Annotated in this window: 21 protein-coding genes and 1 riboswitch; of the genes, 14 read left to right on the forward strand and 7 right to left on the reverse strand. The window is 64.4% G+C overall.

Features of this window, described 5'->3' with window-relative positions; translation table 11 throughout:
- Nucleotides 1-2: 2 nt before the first annotated feature.
- Both AVO45_RS01255 and AVO45_RS01260 read right to left on the reverse strand, forming a co-directional pair.
- Nucleotides 3-791 carry an FG-GAP repeat domain-containing protein gene (locus AVO45_RS01255; protein ID WP_338055940.1) on the reverse strand — a complete coding sequence of 263 codons (789 nt, stop codon included), beginning with the start codon at nt 789-791 and terminating at the stop codon, nt 3-5.
- Nucleotides 791-1114, reverse strand: a complete 324-nt coding sequence (locus AVO45_RS01260) for a 2Fe-2S iron-sulfur cluster-binding protein (protein ID WP_068343609.1) — start codon at nt 1112-1114, stop codon at nt 791-793. Before AVO45_RS01260 ends, AVO45_RS01255 begins: the two co-directional genes overlap by 1 nt.
- 126 nt (nt 1115-1240) lie before the next feature.
- Between AVO45_RS01260 and AVO45_RS01265 the strand changes: the two genes are divergently transcribed.
- Nucleotides 1241-1627, forward strand: a complete 387-nt coding sequence (locus AVO45_RS01265) for an OB-fold nucleic acid binding domain-containing protein (protein ID WP_068343612.1) — start codon at nt 1241-1243, stop codon at nt 1625-1627.
- Nucleotides 1628-1667: 40 nt separating this feature from the next.
- Nucleotides 1668-2483: a DUF2189 domain-containing protein gene (locus tag AVO45_RS01270; RefSeq protein ID WP_068343615.1), complete on the forward strand. Its 816-nt coding sequence runs from the start codon at nt 1668-1670 to the stop codon at nt 2481-2483.
- Nucleotides 2484-2612: 129 nt separating this feature from the next.
- On the opposite strand, the gene AVO45_RS01275 is transcribed toward AVO45_RS01270, so the two are convergent.
- Both AVO45_RS01275 and AVO45_RS01280 read right to left on the reverse strand, forming a co-directional pair.
- Nucleotides 2613-3494: a sulfurtransferase gene (locus tag AVO45_RS01275; protein ID WP_082688617.1), complete on the reverse strand. Its 882-nt coding sequence runs from the start codon at nt 3492-3494 to the stop codon at nt 2613-2615.
- 96 nt (nt 3495-3590) lie between these two features.
- The gene (locus AVO45_RS01280; RefSeq protein WP_068343623.1) at nt 3591-4289 is read right to left on the reverse strand and encodes a glutathione S-transferase N-terminal domain-containing protein; all 699 of its coding nucleotides are present in this window, start codon (nt 4287-4289) and stop codon (nt 3591-3593) included.
- A gap of 112 nt (nt 4290-4401) precedes the next feature.
- A riboswitch (SAM riboswitch) is annotated at nt 4402-4479 on the forward strand.
- Between the two features lie 64 nt (nt 4480-4543).
- Between AVO45_RS01280 and metZ the strand changes: the two genes are divergently transcribed.
- A complete protein-coding gene (gene metZ / locus AVO45_RS01285) occupies nt 4544-5734 on the forward strand; it encodes an O-succinylhomoserine sulfhydrylase (protein ID WP_068343626.1) in 1191 nt (396 codons plus the stop codon).
- Nucleotides 5735-5791: 57 nt separating this feature from the next.
- Here metZ and AVO45_RS01290 read toward each other — a convergent pair whose 3' ends face one another.
- Nucleotides 5792-6577, reverse strand: coding sequence for a HalD/BesD family halogenase (locus AVO45_RS01290; RefSeq protein WP_068344666.1), 786 nt, complete (start codon nt 6575-6577; stop codon nt 5792-5794).
- Nucleotides 6578-6808: 231 nt separating this feature from the next.
- On the opposite strand from AVO45_RS01290, the gene folE2 reads away from it, so the two are divergent.
- The 4 genes from folE2 (at nt 6809) to AVO45_RS01310 (ending at nt 12014) form a co-directional block, all read left to right on the forward strand.
- Nucleotides 6809-7912, forward strand: coding sequence for a GTP cyclohydrolase FolE2 (gene folE2, locus AVO45_RS01295; protein WP_068343629.1), 1104 nt, complete (start codon nt 6809-6811; stop codon nt 7910-7912).
- A gap of 322 nt (nt 7913-8234) precedes the next feature.
- Nucleotides 8235-8939: a hypothetical protein gene (locus AVO45_RS01300; protein ID WP_068343632.1), complete on the forward strand. Its 705-nt coding sequence runs from the start codon at nt 8235-8237 to the stop codon at nt 8937-8939.
- A 52-nt stretch (nt 8940-8991) separates the two neighbouring features.
- Nucleotides 8992-10440, forward strand: a complete 1449-nt coding sequence (locus tag AVO45_RS01305; protein ID WP_068343635.1) for a TrkH family potassium uptake protein — start codon at nt 8992-8994, stop codon at nt 10438-10440.
- Nucleotides 10440-12014: a 5-guanidino-2-oxopentanoate decarboxylase gene (locus tag AVO45_RS01310; RefSeq protein ID WP_068343639.1), complete on the forward strand. Its 1575-nt coding sequence runs from the start codon at nt 10440-10442 to the stop codon at nt 12012-12014. Before AVO45_RS01305 ends, AVO45_RS01310 begins: the two co-directional genes overlap by 1 nt.
- Before the next feature lie 30 nt (nt 12015-12044).
- Here AVO45_RS01310 and AVO45_RS01315 read toward each other — a convergent pair whose 3' ends face one another.
- A complete protein-coding gene (locus tag AVO45_RS01315) occupies nt 12045-13790 on the reverse strand; it encodes a serine protease (RefSeq protein WP_068343642.1) in 1746 nt (581 codons plus the stop codon).
- Between the two features lie 207 nt (nt 13791-13997).
- Here AVO45_RS01315 and AVO45_RS01320 point away from each other — a divergent pair, with 207 nt between their 5' ends.
- The gene (locus AVO45_RS01320; protein WP_068343645.1) at nt 13998-14927 is read left to right on the forward strand and encodes a glycine--tRNA ligase subunit alpha; all 930 of its coding nucleotides are present in this window, start codon (nt 13998-14000) and stop codon (nt 14925-14927) included.
- 8 nt (nt 14928-14935) lie between these two features.
- On the opposite strand, the gene AVO45_RS01325 is transcribed toward AVO45_RS01320, so the two are convergent.
- Nucleotides 14936-15568 (reverse strand): MarC family protein, encoded by a 633-nt coding sequence (locus AVO45_RS01325; protein ID WP_068343647.1) that lies wholly within the window; start codon nt 15566-15568, stop codon nt 14936-14938.
- 94 nt (nt 15569-15662) lie between these two features.
- On the opposite strand from AVO45_RS01325, the gene AVO45_RS01330 reads away from it, so the two are divergent.
- The 6 genes from AVO45_RS01330 (at nt 15663) to AVO45_RS01355 (ending at nt 24589) form a co-directional block, all read left to right on the forward strand.
- The gene (locus AVO45_RS01330; protein ID WP_068344667.1) at nt 15663-16187 is read left to right on the forward strand and encodes a DUF6446 family protein; all 525 of its coding nucleotides are present in this window, start codon (nt 15663-15665) and stop codon (nt 16185-16187) included.
- Between the two features lie 10 nt (nt 16188-16197).
- The gene (gene gltS / locus AVO45_RS01335; protein WP_068343650.1) at nt 16198-17412 is read left to right on the forward strand and encodes a sodium/glutamate symporter; all 1215 of its coding nucleotides are present in this window, start codon (nt 16198-16200) and stop codon (nt 17410-17412) included.
- Between the two features lie 9 nt (nt 17413-17421).
- Nucleotides 17422-19680 carry a glycine--tRNA ligase subunit beta gene (glyS, locus tag AVO45_RS01340; protein ID WP_068343653.1) on the forward strand — a complete coding sequence of 753 codons (2259 nt, stop codon included), beginning with the start codon at nt 17422-17424 and terminating at the stop codon, nt 19678-19680.
- Nucleotides 19681-19772: 92 nt separating this feature from the next.
- Nucleotides 19773-22313: a putative PEP-binding protein gene (locus AVO45_RS01345; RefSeq protein WP_068343656.1), complete on the forward strand. Its 2541-nt coding sequence runs from the start codon at nt 19773-19775 to the stop codon at nt 22311-22313.
- Nucleotides 22314-22501: 188 nt separating this feature from the next.
- Nucleotides 22502-23140 (forward strand): cell wall hydrolase, encoded by a 639-nt coding sequence (locus AVO45_RS01350; RefSeq protein WP_068343659.1) that lies wholly within the window; start codon nt 22502-22504, stop codon nt 23138-23140.
- A 72-nt stretch (nt 23141-23212) separates the two neighbouring features.
- The gene (locus AVO45_RS01355; protein WP_068343662.1) at nt 23213-24589 is read left to right on the forward strand and encodes a multicopper oxidase family protein; all 1377 of its coding nucleotides are present in this window, start codon (nt 23213-23215) and stop codon (nt 24587-24589) included.
- Nucleotides 24590-24668 lie beyond the last annotated feature (79 nt).

Genomic DNA, 24668 nt, shown 5'->3' on the forward strand with positions numbered 1-24668 from the left:
GGTCATTCGCAGTTCAGCGCGCGCGCCATCGCCGAGGGCGAATAAGGGCCGAGTTCGGTTCTGACCCAGCCGTTGGCGTGGCGGACCGAGGTGACATGACGCCAGTCGCCGCTGGCAAGGATCAGCTCCGGCCCCGCGCCGCAGTCGCGCAGGCCGCCCGTGATGAAGTCGTCTCCGATCCGGTGGTTGGTCAGGCCGGGCAGGGTGGTGATCTCGGTCAGGTCACCATCCGCAAAGCGCCAGATGCGCAGGGTCTTGGCCAGGTGCGGGCGATCGACATAGGCGATTTCCATGCGGCCATCGCCGTCCAGGTCGGCTGCGCCCGCCGGTGCGAGCCAGCGAAAGCGGGTGCCGATATGGGGCGTGGCGGCGAGTTTACCTTGGGCAGTGTAGATGGCGAGGCTGGCCCCGGTGCGGGTGTCGCTTTCGACCACGATCACCTCGGGGTGGGTATCGCCGTCCAGATCCCCCAGCCGGGGGGCGAGGTCTTCGAACACGCGGGTGTCGGGCAGGGTGTGGGTGAGCACGCGGCCGTCGGAGAGCGTCAGTTCCAGCGCGCCCCATTCCAGATCGTCACCCAGAACGCCATGGGCATAGCGCGAGGTGGGGTCGGTGAAACGGGCCGAGGCGATGGTGTCGGCCCAAGCGGCAGAGCCGAGCCCGGCCAGCCACAGGCACATGGCCAGCCGCGCGCCGCGGGTGAGGCCGCGCCCAAGGTGCGACCGGTGGCGCGGCGCCTTGTCGGAGGGCCGCATTCCCTTGTCCGGGCAGAGGGGAATGCGGCGGGGCATCAGATCTGCTTTTCCGGCATCTGCACGATCAGCCCGTCCAGTTCGTCCGTCACCTTGATCTGGCAGGTCAGGCGCGAGCGGACCGGGTCGGGCTCGTAGGCGAAATCCAGCATGTCCTCTTCCATGTCGTCCTTGGCGGGCAGCTTCTCGACCCAGTCGGGGTGGATGTAGACATGGCAGGTCGAGCAGGCGCAGGCGCCGCCGCAATCGGCTTCGATGCCGGGAATGTTGTTGTCGCGGGCGCCTTCCATCACGGTCAGGCCGTTGGCGACTTCGACGGTGTGCTCGGTGCCGCCGTGCTCGATGTAAGTGATCTTTGCCATTGCTCGCGTCTTCCTCTTGCGATGTTCCGCATCTTCCTAATCAAGCCATCCAGGTGTTTCCACCCTCATTTGCGACTCGTCGTGGCGCGTCTGGACATTCCTGATACATGTTCTATTTTTGTTCCCATGATCGTCGCCTCGGCATCCCCCACGGTTTCAGGCCAGGACTGGCCGCGCCCGCCTGCCTGCCTGCCGGCCAACCGGCTGCAGGAGCCGCCCGAGGGCGCGCGGGTGACGGTGGCGGGGCTGGTGATCCTGCGGCAGAGGCCCGGGACCGCCAAGGGGGTGATCTTTGTCACGCTCGAGGACGAGACCGGCATCGTGAACGTGATCGTCTGGCGCAAGATCTATGAACGGTTCCGCCGCGCGGTGATCGCGGGGCGGCTGTTGCGTGTCACCGGGCGGATGCAGCGGGCGCATTCGGTGACCCATGTGATCGCGGAAGAGATCGAGGATATCTCGGGGATGCTGGACCTGCTGGTGCGAGGCGATGGGCAGGCCGGCTTGCCCTGATGCCTGACCTGATGCAAACTTTTCCGTGGAGGAGTTTGTCATGGCATCCAAAGCCGAAGGGTCCTCGCCGGGCAACCCGGCGCCGCAGCAAGGGACCGCGCCCAAGGTCAACACGGTCACGGTGGATGATATCAAGGCGTCGCTGAAAGCGGGGTTTTCCGACTTTCTGGCGCGGCCCGTCATGAGCGGCTTTTTCGGCCTGTTCTACGCGCTGTTCGGAATCATGTTCGTGTGGGCCCTGGTCTGGCTGGGCGCGGTCTGGATGGTCATTCCCGCCGCGGTCGGGTTTCCGCTGGTCGCGCCCTTTGCCGCCGCCGGGCTGTATGAAATGTCGCGCCGGATGCAGAAGGGCGAGAGCTTTGGCTGGCGTGACATCCTCACCGTCATGGCCCGTCAGCGCACGCGTGAAATGGGTTGGATGGCCTTTGTCACCCTGTTCATTTCCTGGGTGTGGTTCTACCAGTTCCGGACCGTGATGGTGATCGTCCTGCAGCATTCCTCCTTCTCGGATCTCGAAGGGTTCCTGCACACCGTGTTCTTCACGCCCGAGGGCTGGATCTTTCTTGCCATCGGCACCTGCGTCGGCGCGTTTCTGTCGGCGGTGCTGTTCTCGGTGACCGTCGTCGCCATGCCCCTGCTGCTTGACCGCGAGGTCGATTTCATCACCGCGATGATCACATCCGTTCGAGTCGTCCGGGAAAACCCGGTGGTCATGCTGGGCTGGGCGGCGATCATCGTGGTCACCATGCTGTTGTCGCTGGTTCCGGCATTCCTGGGCCTGATCTTTACCCTGCCGATCCTTGGGCATACCACGTGGCACCTCTATCAGCGGGCCGTGCAGCCGGTCGAGGGGTGAGTTCTGTCGCGCTCGAGGCCGAGGCTGCCGGATCTGTTGGTGCGCGGGAGGACCGGCTTTCACGGCCTTGCCCGGTGCCGATTGTTCGCGCAGCTCTGCCACGGTGGCGGGTAGGCAAGAAGACACGTTTCAGCCAGTTTCCATCGGCAGATCGGGGTCCGTGGCCCATTCACTCATCGAATTGTCGTAGACCGCAATGTTGTCGTGACCGAGTTGATAGAGCCAATAGGCAATGACAGTCGCAAAAATCCCCCCTCCACAATAGGTGAGGTATCTGTCGGCTTGCGTCGCACCCGCAGCGGAGAACAGCTTGTTGATCTCGTCTACCGGTTTGAATTTCATTGACTTGGGATCAACGAGCGAGACCTTGGGAACATTGATGCTGCCGGGCACCCGTCCCGGTCGGCCGTAACGGGGGTTTTCGCCGGAGAAAACGTCGGGCCCGAGCGCGTTTATTGTGCAGGACCTGTTGTCGCCAATGGCGGCAAGCACATCATCTTTGCCGACGAAAAGCCCGGGCCGAATGTTCACGGAAAGCTTGCCGGGGGGATAGGTGCAGGGCAGAGTCGATATCGGTCGACCATCGGCCTGCCACCGTTCAAATCCACCGTCCAGCACGGCGGCCTGATCGAACCCGATCCAACGCAGCATCCACCAGAAACGGGTTGCCCACGAAATGCTTCTGCGGCTGTAGAGAACCACAAAGGAACGGTCGTCTATGCCCGCGCGTTCGAACGACGATGCCACCTTGTCGGCAGTCGCAAGCGTCATTGCATAGGGGCTTTCCTGACGCGAGAAATCCTTTTGAAGGTCCAAATAGCCTGCGCCGGGTATGTGTCCCAAGTCGTGCTCTGCTCTGCAACTGACGACTCGATACGGGCGCTCATCGCCGGTTTGGAAATCAAGAATGGTCGAGCAGTCGAAAATCCGAAGGTTCGGATCACTCAGATTTTGCTCGAGCCAGCTTGCGTCCACAAGAGCTTTCGGATCGTGAAGTTCGACTGTGTTCAACGCGTGTTCCCCCGAGCGGCATGGTGTAGCTTAACACAGCTTCGACTTGGGCAGGCAGTTTTGTTGTTGACTGCCCCTGTTTCGATCAAACACACGTCACCTCTTGAACAAAACCCCCTGCGCCTCTTTGCTGCGATGATCGCCGCGCAGTTCGGCAAACAATGCCCGCCCCGCCTGCACGCCCGGACGCGCGGCCATCAGGTCAAGCCAGCGGGCCATGTGGGGTTTGTCCTCCAAGGTCTGCTGCTGGCCTTCCCACAGGCTGGCCCAGGGCCAGATCGCCATGTCGGCGATGGAGTAGAAATCTCCGGCGACGTATTCGTTTTCCGCCAGCCGCCGGTCCAGAACGCCGTAGAGGCGCGCGACCTCGGTGCGGTAGCGGTCCTTGGCATAGGGGATGTCCTGCGGCGGGTCGAAATGGGGCGCGTATTTCAGGAAATGATGCGCCTGTCCCGCCATCGGGCCGACGCCGCCCATCTGCCACATCAGCCATTCCTCGACCGCGATCCGTTGTCGCTCGGTCTGCCCATAGAACCGCCCGGTCTTGCGCGCCAAGTACATCAGGATCGCGCCGCTTTCGAAGACCGAGACCGGCGCGCCGTCAGGGCCGTCGGGGTCGATGATGGCGGGCATCTTGTTGTTGGGCGCGATTTTCAGGAATTCCGGGTCGTACTGGTCGCCCTTGCCGATGTCGATCAGGTTGACGGTGTAGGGCAGCCCCATCTCCTCGAGCGCGATGGAGATTTTCCAGCCGTTCGGCGTGGGCCAGTAGTAAAGCTCGATCGGGTCCGCCATGTGTCCTCCGTGTCTCGGAAGGAGATCATGAGGCATTTGCGGCGAACGGCAAGGGGCAGGCCGCGGGCCCGTTCAGGCTTGACGCAACGGGACACGAGGCGTATGGGCAAGGCAGGAACCACGTGGCGATTTGTTACCGGATTGCGGGCCACGCTAAACAACACCGCTAAAAGGTCAGGATGAAAGCCCCCTTTCGCTTGACCGCGATTGGGGTTTTTTCTTTGCCCTCGGGTTCCGGGGCGGAAAGGAACGAGATGAGCGACAGCTGGAGCAAGCGCACCAAGGCCGTGCATGGCGGCATCCGCCGCAGTCAATACAAAGAGGTGAGCGAGGCGATCTTCCTGACCCAAGGGTTCGTCTATGACACCGCCGAACAGGCCGAGGCGCGGTTCATCGAATCCGGCCCCGACGAGTTCATCTATGCCCGTTACGGCAACCCGACCGTGTCGATGTTCGAGCAGCGCATCGCGGCGCTGGAAGGGGCCGAGGATGCCTTTGCCACCGCATCCGGCATGGCGGCGGTGAACGGGGCGCTGACCTCGATGCTGAAGGCCGGGGACCATGTGGTTTCAGCCAAGGCGCTGTTCGGGTCGTGCCTGTATATCCTTGAAAACATCCTTGGCCGGTTCGGGGTCGAGGTGACTTTCGTCGACGGCACCGACCTGGAGCAGTGGAAGGCGGCGATCCGGCCCGACACCAAGGCGGTGTTCTTTGAATCCATGTCCAACCCGACGCTCGAGGTCATCGACATTCAGGCGGTGGCCGAGCTGGCCCACGCGGTCGGGGCCACGGTGATCGTGGACAACGTGTTCTCGACCCCGGTCTTTTCCAAGGCCATCGAGCAGGGCGCTGACGTGGTGGTCTATTCGGCGACGAAACATATCGACGGGCAGGGCCGTGCGCTGGGCGGGGTGATCCTCGGCAGCAAGGAGTTCATCCGTGGCACGGTGGAACCCTATCTGAAACATACCGGCGGCGCGCTGAGCCCCTTCAACGCGTGGATCATGCTCAAGGGGCTCGAGACGATGGCGCTGCGGGTCAACGCGCAGGCCGAGACGGCGCAGAGGCTGGCCGAGGCGCTGGAGGGGCACCCGGCGCTGGCGCGGATCCTGTATCCCGGCCTCAGGAGCCATGCGCAGAACGCGCTGGTGCAGCGGCAGTTGGGCGGCAAGGGCGGCACCGTTGTGTCGCTGGACATCAAGGGCGGGAAAGAGGCGGCCTTTGCCTTTCTCAACGCGATGACCGTTCCGGTGATCTCGAACAACCTGGGCGACGCCAAGTCGATCGCCACGCACCCGGCAACCACGACGCATCAGCGCCTGAGCGACGCGCAGCGCGAAGAGCTTGGGATCACGCCGGGGTTGATCCGGCTGTCGGTCGGTCTGGAAGACGCGGGTGACTTGATAAACGACATCAATAATGCCTTGGAAGCGTCTCAAAAATAAAGATTAATTTGCGTTGCGTGTCGCCCGGAAAGACGCCGGGCGTCCCCATGTCCGGGCTCACGAGGCCCGGCCGTAGAACCCCAGCCGTTCGCTTTCCGAGAAGCGGACACCGGGGTGTTCGTAGTAGGAAAACACCGCGATCACCCGTTCCTTGTCGCCCCTGACCGGCGTGACGCGGTGGGCGGTGTTCTTGCCCTTGAACACGTTCAGCGTTCCGGGCGTCAGCCTGATGGTCCTGCTTTCCGGGTCTTCACCCCGCAGCAGCCGCGCCACGCCGTCATGGTTGGGGTTGTCCTCGCTGCGCAGGTCGGTGCGGTATTCGAATTCGCCGCCCGCGTCGGGGGCCTGCAGCAGCAGGGTCGTGGTGAATTCGGACCGGTCGAAATGCCAGTTCAGCGCCTGACCCGGCCCGTAGGACATCACGTTCACCCGCGCCAGCGGATCGTCCATCACATGCAGCTGCGGCTTGCCCATCGTCGCGGCGAGGAAGGTGGCGAATTCCGGCCATTCATACAGGCGCAACAGGGCCGATCCCGCGATCTGGTCTGCGCAGAGCGTCCGGTTGGACGTATGGAACCGGGTCAGGGCCGGATGGTCCGGGGGTAGGTCATCGAGCGTCTTGAAATAGATGTTGTGCATCCGCTCGTGCAGAAAGGCATCCGAGGCGAAACGCGGCGCCATCCGTGACACCTCGGCCGCCGCCACGTGCGGGTGCATCAGGCCCTCGAGGTTGAACATGCCCTGCGCGGCCAGATCGGCACGGCAGCGATCGACCAGCGCCTGCCACTGGGGGCTGTGCGGGCGGTGCAAGGGAAATCGGTCCAGGTCCAGGATATCCTGCATATCACTCCTCTCTCGGCGCAAAGGCTGAAGGCAAACGAAACTGGCCTTCAGTTTCTTCCGTTCGCCGCCCGGAAACCGCCAGAAAACGGCAGAAAGGGCGTAGCCGTGCCGAAAATGACGGTTTTCAGCCACTTTTTTTCATCCGGAATGCTACTTGGCCCGTAATCACGCTAGATTGGAACTTGGGACGAAGTCGTCTATATACCGGCGACCAACCGAGGAAACGCGCCGATGAACTTTCTCTCTCGCAATATTGACGAGACCCCTGACCGAGAAGAAGCCGAAGCCGCGCTGGCGCTGCTGCGGAAATGGGCGGAAGCCGCAAGTGAGGTGGAGATCAGCCAGCTGGACCCGGCGATCGCGCGGCTGGTCCCCGGATTGGTTCCGACCAACTATCCGCCCCTGTCGCGGGACTATGCGGGAGATTTCGTGGTGGATGAGGCTTACAAGGCGTCTCTGCCCGACCTGCAGAACGGCCCGTCGAGCCTGATCCGGGGCGCGAAACAGCAGATCCAGCATGTGGGCATCTCGAATTTCCGCCTGCCGATCCGGTTCCACAGCAAGAACGGCCCCGACCTGACGCTGGAAACCTCGGTGACCGGGACCGTGAGCCTGGAGGCCGAGAAGAAGGGCATCAACATGTCCCGGATCATGCGGTCGTTCTACAAGCATGCCGAACGCACCTTCAGCTTCGAGGTGATGGAGGCGGCGCTGGACGACTACATGACCGATCTGGACAGTTTCGATGCGCGGATCCAGATGCGGTTTTCCTATCCTGTCCGGTTGAAGAGCCTGCGTTCCGGGCTGGAAGGCTACCAGTATTACGACATCGCGCTGGAACTGGTCGAACAGGGTGGGGTGCGCCAGAAGATCATCCACCTGGACTACGTCTATTCCTCGACCTGCCCCTGCTCGCTGGAACTGAGCGAACACGCGCGGTCGCAGCGCGGCCGGCTGGCGACGCCGCATTCGCAGCGGTCGGTGGCGCGGATCTCGGTGGTGGTCGACACCCATGCCGATTGCCTGTGGTTCGAGGATCTGATCGCGCTCTGCCGCCGGGCGGTGCCGACCGAAACGCAGGTGATGGTCAAGCGCGAGGACGAACAGGCCTTTGCCGAACTCAACGCCTCGAACCCGATCTTTGTCGAGGACGCCGCGCGCCTGTTCTGCGCCGAGTTGCAGGCCGATCATCACATCGGTGATTTCCGGGTGATCGCCAGCCATCAGGAAAGCCTGCACAGCCATGACGCGGTCTCGATCCTGACCGAAGGGCCGACCTTTGCGGCCTCCAGTCTGGATCCCAAGCTTTTCAACACGCTGTTCCACGTCGGCTGAAACCGCCCGGCACTCTTTCGGCGGTCACGCCGCGCGGTGGGGTGTGTCTGTAAGTTGACGTTACGTAAGGAAAAATCTGCGCTGCGGCGAAGTTTTGCCGCAGTGCAGAAAGTTTTGCTGCACCTGCGCCCCGATTCGCCCTATGCTTGCTGCAAAGGCAACAGTCGCAACTTGCCGCTTGGGGTGGCAAGGCACCGGACCGAAAGGGGGCCGAGATGCGCGAGGCACATGTCTGCAAGGCGATACCAGCCCGCCCAGCGCGTCGCGGGGGCTGTCTGCCGCACTGTCTTCAAGAAGTCGTTTTTCAAAGGAGCAAGTCGCAATGATTCCGATTTCCCAACCGCTTGAGATTCAGGCCGCAGCCGTCCGCGTCGCGGGCTACGCACTGGCCAACCAACTGAAGATCATGCAGATCATGACACGCTCGGCCATGGATCTGCCGATGTTGCAGGTCCACGCGCTGCACGTCGCGGCAGCGGGACCGTCGAGCGAGACCCGTGCGTTTGAGCCGGTCGAAGAGAAAGCCAAGGCCGTACCGGCAAGGAAAGCATCGGCTGCCCGCGCCAAACCCGCCAGCAGCCGCAGGAAAGCGGCACCGTCCAAGCCTGCACCCGCCAAGCCTGCGTCGGTCAAGGCAGCAGCGAAGTCCGTGAAAGAGGCGACGGTTGCGCCTGTTGCGGCAGAGCCCAAGGCGGTCTCGGTCAAGGCCAAGCCGGAGCCCGTCAAGAAGGTCGCACCGGCCGCCAAGGCCGCGCCGGTCAAAAAGCCTGAAGCCGTTGCCTCCGGGCCGGCCGCCGTTGAGACAAAGACCGTGAAAGTTCGGCCGACGAAGGAAGCCGCGCCCGAGGCGGCCAAACCCGCCCGCAAGGCGAAGGTCTCGGCAGCCGAACCGGCAAAGGCAACGAATCCGGCAGCGCCTCGCGCTTCGGCCAGCAGCAAGGCCGCGCCGAAACCGCGCGCGCGTCGCCCTCGGGCGCCGTCCAAGCCGCCGGCGATGCCGGAACGGAAACCGGAATCCGACAGCTGAGGCAACGCCTTCGGCTTGACAGGGCCTGATCGTCGCGCCAACCCTGCGCGTCATGATGGATCTGCGCCCTGTCGGATATGTGATCGGCCTGCTGGTCGCCCTGCTTGGCGCGACCATGCTGCTGCCGTTGGTCGCCGACCTGCTGGAAGGGCGCGGGGAATGGCCGGTTTTCCTTGAAAGCGCGATCATCACCGTCCTGACAGGCAGCGTTCTGGCGATGAGCTGTGCCAATGGCGTGGGCGAGGGGCTGAAGATCCGGCAGACCTTTCTGGTCACGACCGGCGTGTGGGTCGCCTTGCCGTTCTTTGGGGCGATTCCCTTTGTTTTCGGCGAAACCGAGCTGCGCTTTGTCGATGCCCTGTTCGAGGCGATGTCGGGGCTGACCACCACGGGTTCGACCGTGCTGGCCGGCCTCGACGGCCTGCCGCGCGGCCTGCTGTTGTGGCGCGGGTTGCTGCAATGGCTGGGCGGCATCGGCATCATCGTGTTCGCGATGGTGTTCCTGCCCGAACTGCGCGTGGGCGGGATGCAGATCTTCCGCTCGGAGGGTTTCGAAACCATGGGAAAAATCCTGCCGCGCGCGCAGGAGATCGCGGGCCAGATCGGCTTTATCTACGTTTTCCTGACCATGGTCTGCGCGCTTGTCTATGCAGGCTTGGGCATGAGCTTTTTCGATGCGCTGGTGCATTCGCTGACCACGATGTCCACCGGCGGGTTTTCCAACTATGACGCCTCTTTCGGGGCCTTTTCCGGAGCGCCGGAGTACGCGGCCACCGTCTTCATGATCCTCGCGGCGCTGCCCTTCGCCCGTTATGTCCAGTTCGTTCACGGCAATGCCCGCCCGATCCTGCAGGACAGCCAGATCCGGGTCTTCCTGGCGACCATCGCGGTGCTGGTTGTGGCGACGGCAACGGCGCTCGCGTCCTTTTCGTCTCTGCCCTGGGAGCAGGCCTTTCGCCAGTCGCTGTTCAACATCACCTCGATCATCTCGGGCACCGGTTATGCCAGCGTGGACTACATGGCATGGGGCAGTCTGGCCGTGATGATGTTCTTTTTCATCGGCCTGATCGGAGGCTGCGCCGGATCGACCGTGTGTTCCATCAAGATCTTCCGCTATCAGCTGCTTTTTGCCTCGATCAAGGTTCAGATCCGCCGTATCCGCGCGCCGCATGGGGTGTTCGTCCCGCAATATGACGGCCGCCCGATCGGCCCGGACGTGCTGAGCTCGGTGATGAGCTTTTTCATGTTCTTCGTCGTGACGCTGGGGATCGTATCCTGGGGGCTGGCGCTGACCGGGCTGGATTTCATCACGGCAGTGTCGGGGGCGGCGACCGCGTTGGCCAATGTCGGCCCCGGTTTGGGGCCGCAGATCGGGCCGGCTGGGAATTTTTCCGGTCTCAATGACGCTGCGAAGTGGATGCTGACCGCGGCCATGCTCATCGGCCGACTGGAGCTGATGGCGATCTACGCGCTCTTCACCCTCAAATTCTGGAGAAACTGATGAAAAGGCCGCTTGGCGCGCAGATATCGCACATGCTCAGGGACCGCGGGGTCGAGGTCATTTTCGGCATCCCCGGCGTGCATAACCAAGAGATGTATCGCGGCATCGAAGAGGCCGGCATCACCCATGTTCTGGCGCGTCATGAGCAGGGCGCGGGTTTCATGGCCGATGGCTATGCGCGGGCGACCGGCAAGCCTGGCGTGGCCTATGTGATCACCGGGCCGGGTCTGTGCAACATCATGACGCCGATGGGGCAGGCCTATTCGGATTCGGTGCCGATGCTGGTGATCTCTTCGTGCCTTGACGAGACCGAGGCGCGGCGCGGGCAGTTGCACCAGATGAAGGATCAGCGGGGCGCGGCCGAGACCGTGTGCGACTGGTCCTACCGGGCGGAAACCGCACAGGCGGCCTATGGGCTGGTCGAGCGCGCCTTTGAGGAGTTCGAGCTGTCGCGCCCGCGCCCCAAGCACATTCAGGTGCCGATCGCGCGGCTCGAGGCCGAGGCCGACCCGGCCCCGTTCCCGAACCAGCCCGCCTTGCGCACCAAGGCGTTGCAGCCCGATATCTCGCCCGTCCTGTCGCTGCTGAACACTGCGCGGCGGCCGCTGTTCATCCTGGGCGGCGGGGCGCGGTCGAACCTGTGGCGCCAGATCCTGACCCAGCTGGGCGCGGCCTGTTTCACCACCTATGCGGGACGCGGGCTGGTCGGCACGGGCTATCCGCTGGACTTCGGCGCCATGCTGCCCCGGCCGGGCAGCGCCGAGATCATCGGCTCGGCCGATCTGGTGATTGCCGTGGGCACGGAACTGGCCGAGGTCGATCTGTGGCGCAGCCAACTGGGCCACAAGGCGGTGCTGGTGCGGGTGGATCTCGACCCCGAAGTGCTGTCGGACGAGCATCGCGCCATGGTCAAGCTGCAGGCGGAGGCTGAGAGTTTCGCCTACGCGCTGTGGGAGGCCACCGAGACCGCCAGGCCCGCGACGGGCTGGAGCCCCGGCGAGGTGGCCGAGGCGCGGGCGCGCTGGCGGGCCGAGGTGGATGCTGAGCGCCCCGGCATCGTTCCGGTGATCGACGCCCTGCGCGCAGCGATGCCCGCGGACACGATGATCTATTCCGACATGACCCAGTTCGCCTATGTCGCGAAAGAGGTCTGGGACATGGCCTTTCCCCACCACTGGCATCACCCGACCGGGTTCGGCACGCTGGGCTATGCCCTGCCGGCGGGGATCGGCGGCGCGGTGGCCCGGCGCGGCAGGCCGACGGCGGTGATCGCGGGGGACTATGGCTTTCACTACACGATGCAGGAACTGGGCGTTGCCGTCGAGCTTGGGCTGCCGCTGCCGATCATCCTGTGGGACAATGGCAAGCTGAAAGAGATCGAGGACAGCATGGTGCGCGGCCAGATCGCGCCGAACGCGGTGGTCGCCCGCAACCCGGATTTCTGCAAGCTGGCCGAGGCGTTCGGAGCGGCCTCGGCGGCGCCCGCGACATTGGACGAGATGCAGCAGGTCGTTCGCGCGGCATTCAAGGCGTCGGGGCCGACGCTGATCCGCCTGACACCGGACATCGTGTGAGAAAAGAGCCGGGGTTTTCCCCGGCTCATCTCAATCCCAGCAGCTGACCAGAACGGTCATTTCCGAGGCCCGGTTGTTCAGTTCGTCGGGCGAAATCTCATGCTCGGCCTGGGCCGGTTCAGCGTGCAGGCCGGCATCTGCCAGCAACCCGGCAAGGGCTTCGGCATCGGCGGCAAGGCTGACGTTTTGCGGCAGCGACTTGCCCTTGGACGGCCGGGACAGAAGGATTCCCACCACGCTGCCATTTTCGTCCAGAACAGGCCCTCCCGCGTCACCGGCCTGTGCTTCGAGGTCCAGCCGGGACATGGCGTCCTCGCCATTCAGCCCGCGGACGTCCGAGACCTTGCCGAAGGTCAGGGTCGGAGCCCCCAGTGCGCCCTCGTAGGAGTATCCCGAAACCGCCACTTCGGACGAGATGCGGGGTTCGGCCGTGCCAAGCTGCGCGACGGACATGGGAACGAGGGCCTTAGTCGGACGCAAGAGGGCCACGCCCAGTTGGTCGTCCAGTTTCGCGACCTCGGCGTCGAACCGGTCGTCGATGGTGATCCGCGAGCAGCCCGTGGTCGCCTCGGCCACGGTCAGGACTGCCCCGTCCGGCGCGGCGAAAAAGCCCGAGCGGGACAGGCGCGGCTTGCGGATGCGCAGGCCGGCCAGCAGGTCGATCTGCTGCTCGGCCTGCGCCCCTGCCGTGTCGGGCAGGACGCCATCCAGCCGCCGGAAGCTGGCCTTCATCGCCGCCAAAACGCGGGCGCGCCTGGCCTCGTCGCCTTCGGGCCAGACCAGGGTAAAGCCCTTGATCTCGCCATTCTCAAGCCTGGCCTCGGTGTGGGACACGATGCCGTTGCCTTGTCCCTCGAGGACAAAGCCCGTCTTGCTGCGCGAGCGCGGCCCGTCGAGCGGCACGATTTCCAGAGACTGCATCACCTCGTAGAGGCCGCGCAGCGTGGCCTCGTCGCCCTTCTGGCTGATCAGCAGGACCCGGGCGCCCAGGTCAGACGTGCTTTCGAAATGCGCAAACGGCGCCTCGTGCCGGTCGAACCGGATCACGCCCATGGGCAGTTGCATCTCGATGCCGGCGTCACGGTCCGCGTAGCGCTCCATGCCGACGCTGGTGAGGGGTTCGTTGTAGTCGTCCATCAGGCGTTTGCGCTGCAACGTGGTCAGGACGCCGGTGGCCTCGTACCCGTTGTAGATCTGCCAGTCGGCCATCGAGCGGCGGGTGCCGGGGCCGAAAGCGCCATCGATGGCGGCGTTGTAAAAACCCGCAGCCTGCAGCGCCAGTTGCAGGGCCTTGCGTTCTTGCTGGGTCAGCAGCCGCTCGCTCTGGCGGGCTTCGGCGGGTGTTTCATCCTCGGGCTCGTCGCGATGCACGATCTCGGGTTGTTCCGGCTCGGCCGGTTGCGGCACCGGGGTCACGACGGCCGGCTGGTTCAGAACGTTCGCGCCGATCGGCCAGAACTGAGGCCCCAGCGACCGGGAAAAGGCAAGAAAGCTGTCGCGCGGGATCTGCCCCTCGGCCCGGTAGACGCGCAGGACCTGTTCGGCGTCCGACCGCAGGTAGGGGCCCAGCACGATCGCATACCAGCCGCTGCTCAGCCGGAACCCGTTCACATCGGCCAGCACGTCGGAATAGGCCTGCGCCCGGTCCTGCGCCTGGCGCAGCGTCGGTTGGGCCTCGATCTGGACCCAGACGCCTTCTTCTTGCCCCTGCTGGGCGACGGCGGCCTGCAGGCCGGTGAAGACAAGGAAAACAATTGCCGTGAATGCTCGTATCATCTTTTGTCCCGTAATCCGGAATGTCTTGGTCTTTTGGGAACCATAAGCAGGATTCCGGCGCGATTGCCATGCCCGGAAAGAGGGGACGGGCGGGTGTGGCGATGCGGCGACAGCCTGTGCCATTGGCCCGTTGACGCCCATTGGCCGCTTGCATAGGAAGAGCGCAACCGACCGAAACCGGGCCGGAAAGCGTCCAGAGGAAATGTCATGACCGAACAGTCCAGCGCCCCGCGCTCATTTCAGGAAATCATCCTGCGCCTTCAGACCTACTGGGCGTCCAAGGGCTGCGCCGTGCTGCAGCCCTATGACATGGAGGTCGGCGCGGGCACCTTCCACCCGGCCACGACCCTGCGCGCGCTGGGGTCGAAGCCCTGGGCCGCGGCCTATGTGCAGCCCTCGCGCCGCCCCACCGACGGGCGCTATGGCGAGAACCCCAACCGCCTGCAGCACTATTATCAATACCAGGTGCTGATCAAACCCAGCCCGCCGAACCTGCAGGAACTGTATCTGGGCAGCCTTCAGGCCATCGGCATCGACATGGACCTGCACGACATCCGTTTCGTCGAGGATGACTGGGAAAGCCCGACCCTGGGCGCATGGGGCCTGGGCTGGGAGGTCTGGTGTGACGGCATGGAAGTCAGCCAGTTCACCTATTTCCAGCAGGTCGGCGGCCATGACTGCGCGCCGGTTTCGGGCGAGCTGACCTATGGGCTGGAGCGTCTGGCGATGTACGTGCTGGGCATCGATCATGTGATGGACATGCCTTTCAACGATCCCGACGCGCCGATCCCGCTGACCTATGGCGACGTGTTCAAGCAGACCGAAGAGGAATACGCGCGCTGGAACTTTGACGTGGCCAACACCGAGATGCTGTTGCGCCATTTCGAAGAGGCCGAGGAGGAATGCGCGGCGATCCTCAGCCAGGAGCACGTGGACCCCAAGACCGGCAAGCGCATCATCATGGCGCATCCCGCCTATGACCAGTGCATCAAGGCCAGCCACATCTTCAACCTGCTGGACGCGCGCGGCGTGATCTCGGTGACCGAGCGGCAGGCCTATATCGGACGGGTGCGGGCGCTGGCCAAACGCTGCGCCGATGCCTTCGTGATGACCGAAGCCGGTGGAACCGCGGCCTGATGAGGCTGTCAGGCCAGCCCCGGCAACAGGGTCTTGAGCCCGTCGGTGATCATGCCGATTGCGATGGCGGCCAGGATCATGCCCATGAAGCGGCTCATGATGACGCGGGCGCTGGCCGACAGGTGACGGGCCAGGGTCGAGGCATTCCAGAAGGTCAGGGTGAGCAGGCCCAGCACCAGCGCGAACACGCCCGCGTAGCCGGCCAGGTGGGTCGCGTCGGTGATCTGGTGCGAATAGATGATGAGCGTCGTGATCGTGCCCGGCCCGACGAGGATCGGAAAGGCCAGCGGGTAGAAGGCGACCGTCTCGGGGGCGGGGTAGGCGCTTTTCTCGCCCTCGGTCCCGTGGTGAGAGCTGCTTTCGCTGCCGTTGAGCATGTTGAGCGCGATGAACAGGACAACAAGGCCGCCGGCGACGCGGAAATCGTCCACGCTGATGCCGAACAGGGAAAGGACCTGTGTGCCGACGGCGGCGAAGCCCGCGCCGAGGATCAGGCAGTAGAGGGCGGTCTTGAGCGCGATCTTGCGTTGGTCTTGGGGCGTGGCGCCTTCGGTGACGCTCAGGAAAATGGGCAGGTTCGTCACGGGGTTCATGATGGCGAACAGCGCGCCGAAAAATCCGATGACGAAACTCGTGTCCATTCCGCGCTCTCCGCTAAAACCCTTGCGGGAAAAGACAATGGCCGAATTTCGGTGCACTGGAAAGAGGCAGCATGATCCGGGGAGATCGCACATGATGGGAAGAATTCTGGTCATCGTTCTCGTGCTGTGCGCCACCGTGGCGGCGGCGGCCATGTATTACTTGCAGGTTTACGGGTTCTACTACGAGGTCGAAGCGAGGCCGGGGCAGGATGTCCGGCTCGTGCCGCTGGATGGAGGCGAGGCCCGGCCGATCACCTATTCCGGGTTCCGGGCCATCGACGCCGACAGCTCTCCGATCCGCTACCGGGCCTGTTTCGACACCGATCTGAGCCTGGACGAGCTGTCGGCCACATACACCCCCGCAAAACAGACCGAGCCGCGCACCGCGCCCGGCTGGTTCGACTGTTTCGATGCCGGGGAGATCGGACAGGCGCTGGCCGAGGGCCGCGCGCGCACCTTCATCGGTGAAAAGAACATTCACTACGGGGTGGACCGGATCGTAGCCGTGACGGAGTCCGGCAAGGGCTATGCCTGGCACGAATTGAACAATTGCGGCCAGAAGGCCTATGATGGGACGGTGATCGGGGAAGAGTGTCCGCCCCGTCCGACGGACCAGTAGGAAGTGGCCGATGCTAGCGGAATCCGTGGAAATCCCGGCCTTCTTTTCGATCACATTGGGATTCGCCGTCTATCTCATCGGTGCCGAGATCAACGGCAGGGTCGATGTGCTGCGGCGCTACAACATCCCCGAACCGGTGACCGGCGGGCTGTTGGCCTCGGCGCTGTTGCTGGTGGCCTATCTGTGGTTCGGCCTTGAACTGAACTTTGACCTGGTGCCGCGCGATTTTCTGCTGGTTCTGTTCTTTGCCGGCATCGGTCTCAATGCCCGGTTCTCGGACCTGATCGCCGGGGGCAAGCCGCTGCTGTTGCTTCTGGCGCTGACGATCGCCTGCATCATCCTGCAGAACCTGATCGGGGTCGTGGGCGCGGTGGTGTTCGGGTTTCCCGCCCAGGCCGGCGTTTTGTTCGGTTCGGCATCGCTGATCGGCGGGCATGGCACCGCGATCGCATGGGCGCCGCAGGTGGCCGAGGCGACCGGGCTGGAGGGCGCGCTGGAACTGGGCATAGCGGTCGCCACCCTGGGGCTGGTCCTGGCCGCATTGGTCGGCGGGCCGGTGGCGAAATACCTTGTTGAAAAGCACGACCTGACGCCGGCCCGCCCCGGGGAGGAGCTGACCATCGGCGTGGCCGAGGACGAGGACGAGCCGGACGGCGCGATAGACCACCGCTCGATCATGCGGGTTCTGCTGTATCTGAACATCTCGATCATCCTCGGCTATGGCGTGCATCAGGCCATCGCGGCGGCGGGGCTCATGCTGCCGCTGTTCGTGCCCTGCCTGATCATGGCCATCATCATTGCCAACCTGCGCGCGCTGCTCTTGCCCAAGGCGCCCCCGGTCACGCGCACCCCGGCGCTGGGGCTGATCTCCGAGTTCTCGCTGGGCACCTTTCTGGCCATGTCGCTGATGAGCCTGCAGTTGTGGACCATCGCAGGCGAGGGGGCGGCGATCGTGTCCATCATGGCGGCGCAGGTGGTGTTCACTGTGGTTTTCGTGATCGCGGTCCTTTTCGTCGTGATGGGGCGTGGCTACCGGGCCGCCGTGCTGGCCTCGGGCTTTGCGGGCTTTTCCCTTGGCGCGACACCGACGGCCATTGCCAATATGACCGCCGTGACCAAGCAATATGGTCCATCGCCTATTGCCTTTATCGTGCTCCCCCTTGTATCCGCCTTCTTCGTGGATATCGCCAATGCCATCGTCATCCAGACGATCGTCAATTTCTAAGGACCGACAATGCCCGACCTGCTGATCGAACTGTTTTCCGAGGAAATCCCCGCGCGCATGCAGACCCGCGCCGGCGAGGATCTGAAAAAGCGGATCACCGATGGTCTGGTCGAGGCCGGTCTGACCTATTCCGGCGCCGCCGTTTTCACCACGCCGCGCCGCCTGACGCTGGCGGTCGAGGGGTTGCTGGCTGAAAGCCCAACCATCCGCGAAGAGCGCAAGGGCCCCAAGGTCGGCGCGCCGGAGAAGGCCGTCGAAGGTTTCCTGCGTGGCGCGGGGATCAGCCGCGACCAGCTGGAAGAGCGCGAGACGCCCAAGGGCGCGGTCTATTTCGCCACCATCGAGAAACCGGGCCGCCCGGCCGCCGAGATCGTGGCCGAAGTGCTGGAAGCCACCATTCGCAACTTCCCCTGGCCCAAGTCGATGCGCTGGGGCAGCTCGTCGCTGCGCTGGGTGCGGCCGCTGCATTCGATCCTGTGCATCCTGAGCAACGAGGCGGGCGCCGAGGTCGTGCCGCTGGAGGTCGACGGCATCGTGTCGGGCGACAGCACCGAGGGGCATCGCTTCATGGCGCCGGGCCGGTTTTCGGTCACGTCCTTCGGGGATTACGAGGCCAAGCTCAAGCAGGCCAACGTGATGCTGTCGCCGCAGGAGCGGGCCGAGCATATCTGGAACGACGCGCAGAACCTGGCCTTTGCCGCCGGGCTGGAGGTCGTCGAGGACAAGGGGCTGCTGGCCGAGGTGGCCGGGCTGGTGGAATGGCCGGTGGTGCTGATGGGCGAGATCGGGGCCGAGTTCCTCGACCTGCCGCCCGAGGTGCTGCAGACCTCGATGAAGGAGCATCAGAAATTCTTCTCGGTCCGCAACCCGAAATCGGGGCGGATCGAGCGGTTCATCACCGTGGCCAACCGCGAGACCGCCGATCACGGGGCGACCATCCTGGCCGGCAACCAGAAGGTGCTGTCGGCCCGTCTGGCCGATGCCAAGTTCTTCTGGGAAAACGACCTGCGCGTCGCCCGCTCGGATATCGGCCAGTGGACACGGGCGCTGGAGAACGTGACTTTCCACAACAAGCTGGGATCGCAGGGCGACCGCATCCGCCGCATCGCTGCGCTGGCCCGTGAACTGGCCCCGGTGGCAGGGTCCGACGCCGATCAGGCCGAGAAGGCGGCGCAGCTGGCCAAGGCTGACCTGAGCTCGGAAATGGTCTATGAATTCCCCGAACTTCAGGGGCTTATGGGGCGTTATTACATCGAGGCCGCCGGCGAGGATGCCGCCGTGGCCGCCGTGGCCGAAGAGCATTACTCGCCGCTGGGGCCGTCGGATGACGTGCCGACCGCGCCGCTGTCGGTGACCGTGGCGCTGGCCGACAAGCTGGATACGCTGGCCGGGTTCTGGGCGATCGACGAAAAGCCGACCGGCTCGAAGGATCCGTTCGCGCTGCGCCGCGCGGCGCTGGGGGTGATCCGGTTGATACTGGAAAACGGCCTGCGGCTGGACTTGGAGGAAGCCTGTGCTTGGGCCTATTTCCCGCACGCGCTCAAACGCGACACCTCGGTCGGTGAAACCATCGAGGAAAAGCGTGCGGAATATGCCCGCATCATGGGGGTCGAGGTTGACAAGCTGCATGATCTGGGGATCGAGGCATTGGCGTCGATGATTGCCGAGCGTGGCATTTTCGGCGCGTTGTGGGACACGCTGAGCGACCGGAACTCCAGCTTCCGCGAAGACGCGGTGATCCTGGACGATCTGCTTGCTTTCGTCCACGACCGGCTCAAGGTCTTCCTGCGGGACGAGGGCGTGCGCCATGACGTGATCGACGCCTGCATCGCGATGGAGGGCAATGGCGATCTGAGCCTGCTGGTCAAGCGCGCCCGCGCCCTGAACACCGTGCTGGCGACCGAGGATGGCGAGAACCTGGTGCAGGGGTTCAAGCGCGCCAACAACATCCTGACCCAGGCCGAGGAAAAGGACGGGGTGGAGTATTCCTTTGGCGCCGACATGAAATTCGCCGAGACCGACAGCGAAAAGGCGCTGTTTGCCGCCCTTGAGGCTGCGCAGGCGAAAATCGCTCCGGCGCTGGAGGCCGAGGATTTCCCCGCCGCGATGTCCGCCATGGCCGACCTGCGGGGGCCGATCGACGCCTTCTTCGAAGAGGTTCAGGTGAACACCGACAACGAGGTCGTCCGCCGCAACCGGCTGAACCTGCTGAACCAGATCCGCCAGATCTGTTCGTCGGTCGCCGACCTGACCCGCATCGAGGGTTGATCGCGGCGCAGGCGCGCGCGAGCCGCGCGCCACATCGGTCTTGCGCGACCCGCACAGGCCCTTATGCTGCGGTGTAATCAAAAGGTGCCGCAGTGCAGAATAACCCGAACACGACCCTCATCACTCCAACCGCGCCGGTGGCGACAGCCACCCATGGAGGGCGCGCGAAATGCCTGCAACGGCTGGTCCGCCTGGACCTGCCGGTGCCGCGCACCGTGGCGCTGTCCTTCGAGGCCGTGCATGAGATCGCCGAGGGCCGCCTGCCCGATATCGAGGCCATTCTGAACCAGTTCGACGCCAGCGCGTTGCTGTGCGTGCGGCCCAGTTCCGAAGACCCCGACTGGGGCGGCCCCGGCGCGGTGCTGAACATCGGGATGAACGACGCCCGCTATGTCGAACTGTCCGACAAGATGGGGGCCGAAGCGGCGGCGGCGCTGTACCTGCGCTTCGTGCACAACTTTGCGATCCATGTCGCGCGGCTGGACCCGGATGTCTTTGACGATATCGAGGAAAGCGGGCGCGAAGGCCTGCGCCTGGCCCTGCGCGCCTACGAGGAAGAAACCGACGAGAGCTTTCCGCAGGACCGTGGTGAGCAGCTGAGCGCGGTGTTGCGGTCGATGGCCCGCGCGTGGGAAGGCACCTCGGCGCGGCTGTTGCGTCAGGCCAAGGGCGCGCCGGCTGATGCCGGGCTGGGCCTTGTCGTGCAAGAGATGATTCCCGGTGTCGGGCAGGGCGAATGCGGCTCGGGCGTGCTGCAACTGGTCGATCCGGTGACCGGGCAGCCGCAGATCACCGGGCGCTACCTCAGCCAGAGCCAGGGGCGCGATGCGCTGGGCGAGGGGGTTGCGGCGCTCTACCTGGAAAAGGACCCGCGGGGCAGGTCGCTGGAGGAGGTTGCGCCCGAGGCCTTTGCCGCGCTCAAGGACCATGCCGCGCTGATGCGGCGCAAGCTGCGCGAAGAGATGCAGGTGGAATTCGTGATCGAGAACGGTCACGTTCATATCCTGGACGGCGTGCGGGTGCCGCGCAGCGCCCGCGCCGCGGTGCGCATCGCCGTACGTCTGGCCGAGGACGGGATCATTCCGCCGCAGGAGGCGGTGATGCGGGTCGATCCGCATTCCCTGAACGAGTTGCTGCACCGCCAGGTTCACCCCGATGCCAAACGTGACGTTCTGACCACGGGCATCGCCGCCAGCCCGGGGGCCGCCACCGGCAAGATCGTCTTTACCTCGGCCGAGGCGCAGGCCAGCGCCGCCCGTGGCGAGGCCTGCATTCTGGTGCGCAGCGAAACCGCGCCCGAGGATGTGCGCGGCATGCATGCGGCCGTCGCCGTTCTGACGGAAAAGGGCGGCATGACCAGCCATGCGGCGGTGATCGGGCGCGGCATGGGCCTGCCTTGCATCGTCGGCGCTTCGGAGATGCGGTTCCAGACCAAGAAAGAGCATCTGGTCGCCCCGGACGGACGGGTGTTCAAGGCCGGTGATGTTCTGACCATCGACGGCACGTCGGGGCAGGTTCTGGCCGGAGAGCCGGAAATGCTGGAAGCGGCGCTGGATGATTGTTTCCAGACCCTCATGCGCTGGGCCGACGCGGAACGGGATATCGGCATCCGCGCCAACGCCGACACGCCCGCCGACGCGCAGGTCGCGCGCAATTTCGATGCGCAGGGCATCGGTCTGTGCCGGACCGAACACATGTTCTTTGAACCCGGCCGGCTGACGGTGATGCGCGAGATGATCTTTGCCCAGACCTCTTCGGGGCGCGCGGCCGTGCTGGCGCGTCTGCTGCCGATGCAGCGCGAGGATTTCGTGCAGCTGTTCCGGATCATGGAAGGGCAGCCGGTCTGCATCCGTCTGTTCGACCCGCCGTTGCACGAGTTCCTGCCGACCACGCGGTCCGGGCAGAGGGAGCTTGCCGAGGCGCTGGGTCTGCCGGTTTCGGACGTGGAGCGCCGGGTCGCGGCGATGAGGGAATACAACCCGATGCTGGGCCTGCGCGGCGTGCGTCTGGGCGTGACGGTGCCGGAGATCTATGACATGCAGGCCCGCGCCATTTTCGAGGCGACGCTGGAGGCCAGCGAAGAAGGCGCCCCGGTGGTTCCCGAAGTCATGATCCCGCTGGTCTCGGCAAAGCGTGAGGTCGAGCTGGTCAAGGCCCGGATCGACGCGGTGGCTTCGGCGGTCTCGTCGGAACGCGGCAAGACATTCGATTATCGTCTGGGCGTGATGGTGGAAACGCCCCGGGCCTGCCTGCGCGCCGACGAGATCGCGCCGCACACCGCGTTTCTGAGTTTCGGCACCAACGACCTGACGCAGATGACCTATGGGCTTTCGCGGGACGACGCCGGGCGGTTCATGTCGGCCTATGTGCAACAAGGCGTTTTCGCCGAAGACCCATTCCACGTCCTCGATGCCGACGGGGTGGGTGAGTTGTTGAAACTGGGCGCCGAGCGTGGCCGGCAGGCGAAACCCGGCCTGACCTTGTCGGTCTGCGGCGAACATGGCGGAAACCCCGAATCAATCGGCATCTGCCGGGCCCTGGGGTTCGACTATGTGTCCTGCTCGCCCTTCCGAGTGCCGGTCGCTCGGCTGTCTGCCGCTCAACTGGCGATTTCGGCCAAACTTGGGGGTTGACAAAGGGTCCGGGCCCAAGGTTTTGTATGAAAAACGGAAACCTGCAGTCCCGAAAAAGATCGGGTGCGGGCGGTTTTTTTCTTGCATTTCCAGAAAAACTGGACCTTTCAGCCTGTCTGAGCTATGTGCCTCGTCGCGCCCGCCGGGGGAGGGTAAGGCGCGAAACGTGCCTGTGCGAGGGACAGCTGATGAGACGCTATCTAGCGGCCGCCGCCATTGTGGTGGCAATTGTGTTGCCGAGTGTATCCTATTCAGAGAGGGAAACCGCCTACAATGGTGGGCGTGAGTTGGTGTCCAGATCGGAACTGCCAGGTCAGCGTTTCCGTGAATACATGAAACTTTTCCAGCCAAATCGGGAAAAGCCTCTCGAGGTTAAGTATACCCGCGAGTGGCTGGACCAACTGCCCGAGGCAACGGGTGACGAGGACTGGAAATGCCTGGCCGAAGCCCTGTATTTCGAGGCGCGTGGTGAAAGCGTCAAAGGCCAGTTCGCCGTGGCCGAGGTGATCCTCAACCGCGTGGCGACCAGCCGCTTTCCGGACACGCTGTGCGGCGTGATCAAGCAGGGAACCGGCAAGAAATACCAGTGCCAGTTCACCTATACCTGCGATGGGCTCAAGGAAGTGATCCGCGAGAAGAAAGCCTATGAGCGGGTCGCCAAGGTGGCCCGTCTGGCCATTGATGGTGCGGTGACTGACCTGACCGACGGTGCGACCCACTATCACACCAAGGCTGTGCGCCCGTCCTGGTCGCGGGTCTACAAGGAAACCGCGCGGATCGGTGTGCACATTTTCTATCGGCACAACTATCGGACGGCCAGCAACTGATTGGTGGTCCGGCGCCTTCGCCGGATGGCAATGCCGGGTTGCAGTGCTATGTTGCGGGCCAGGAGGCCCGCAATGGCTTTTACACGACGACAGGTTCTTGTGACTACGGCTGCAGCGGCCTTGCTGCCGACATCCGTGCGGGCCGCGCTGCCGCGTCTGGAAGCGCGCGAAGCGCTACAGCAGATTGCCCCGGAAAACTATGACCCGACCCCGATCTGGGGATATGACGGTGGCGCGCCCGGTCCCGAGATACGGATCGCCCAAGGTGCGCGCGTGCAGCGCCGGTTGGTCAACAACCTGCCCGAGCCGACCACGGTCCACTGGCACGGGATCCGCATCGACAACGCGATGGACGACGTTCCGGGGCTGACCCAGGATGCCGTGCCGCCAGGGCAGGGCTTTGACTATGATTTCGTTGCCCCGGATGCCGGAACCTTCTGGTATCACTCGCATAATCGCACGATGCGGCAGGTGGCGCAGGGCTTGTATGGTCCGTTGATCGTGGAAGAGGCCGCCCCGCCCGACGTGGATCACGACCTGGTGCTGATGCTGGACGATTGGCGTCTGGATCCGGAGACGCTGCGGATCACGCAGGATTTCGACAACAACCATGATCTCAGCCATGCCGGGCGCCTTGGCAATGTTCTGACGGTGAATGGCCGTTTCGATCCTGCCTATCAGGCCCGCCGCCATGACCGGCTGCGGTTGCGGCTGATCAATGCGGCGAATGCGCGGATATTCAATGTCGGGCTTGAGGGGCTGGCGGGCTGGATCGTGGCTTTGGACGGTATGCCGCTCGCGCAGCCCATGGCCGTCGATGGCCCCTTTCCGATTGCGCCCGCGCAGAGGGTTGACCTGATCGTCGATGTGACCGCCGAGGCCGGGCAGACCGCCAGCCTTGTCAGCGTCGAGCGCGACGGCGGCTGGGGGCTGGCCCGTTTCGAAGTGGGTGAGCCGAGTGCCTCTGGCCCGCGGGGTGCCACTTCAGCTTTGCTATCCAACCCCTTGCCGCAAATCGAAAATGCCGGCGATGCACCCCTGCACAGGATGGTCATGCAGGGCGGCGCAATGCGTTGGCTTGAAAAGGCCAGGATCGGGGATACCGAGCTGACCGGCCGGGAGCTGGCCGAGCTGGGCCGGTTCTGGGCGCTGAATGGCTATGCCGAGCGGCCACCCGAGCCGTTTCTGGACGTGCAGCGCGGCAGCCTGCACCGGATCGCATTCGTCAACGAAACGGCCTTTCCGCACGCCATGCATCTGCATGGCCACCATTTCCGCCTGATCCGGCCCGACGGTCAGCTTGGCCCGTGGCGGGATACGGTGCTGGTCGAGCGTGGCGAAACCCGCCAGATCGCGCTGGTTGCCGACAATCCCGGGGACTGGCTGTTGCATTGTCACATGCTTGGCCATGCCGCATCTGGCATGATGAGTTGGTTCCGCGTCGCCTGACGACGCTTTCGGTCACTGGTGTGGCGTTTGCGAAGCTGTTATAGGCCCGCGCAACGTCTAAATTGGGCAGACCCCCTAA

Origin of the sequence: Ruegeria marisrubri (genome assembly GCF_001507595.1) — a bacterium.
GTDB classification, from domain to species: Bacteria; Pseudomonadota; Alphaproteobacteria; order Rhodobacterales; family Rhodobacteraceae; genus Ruegeria; species Ruegeria marisrubri.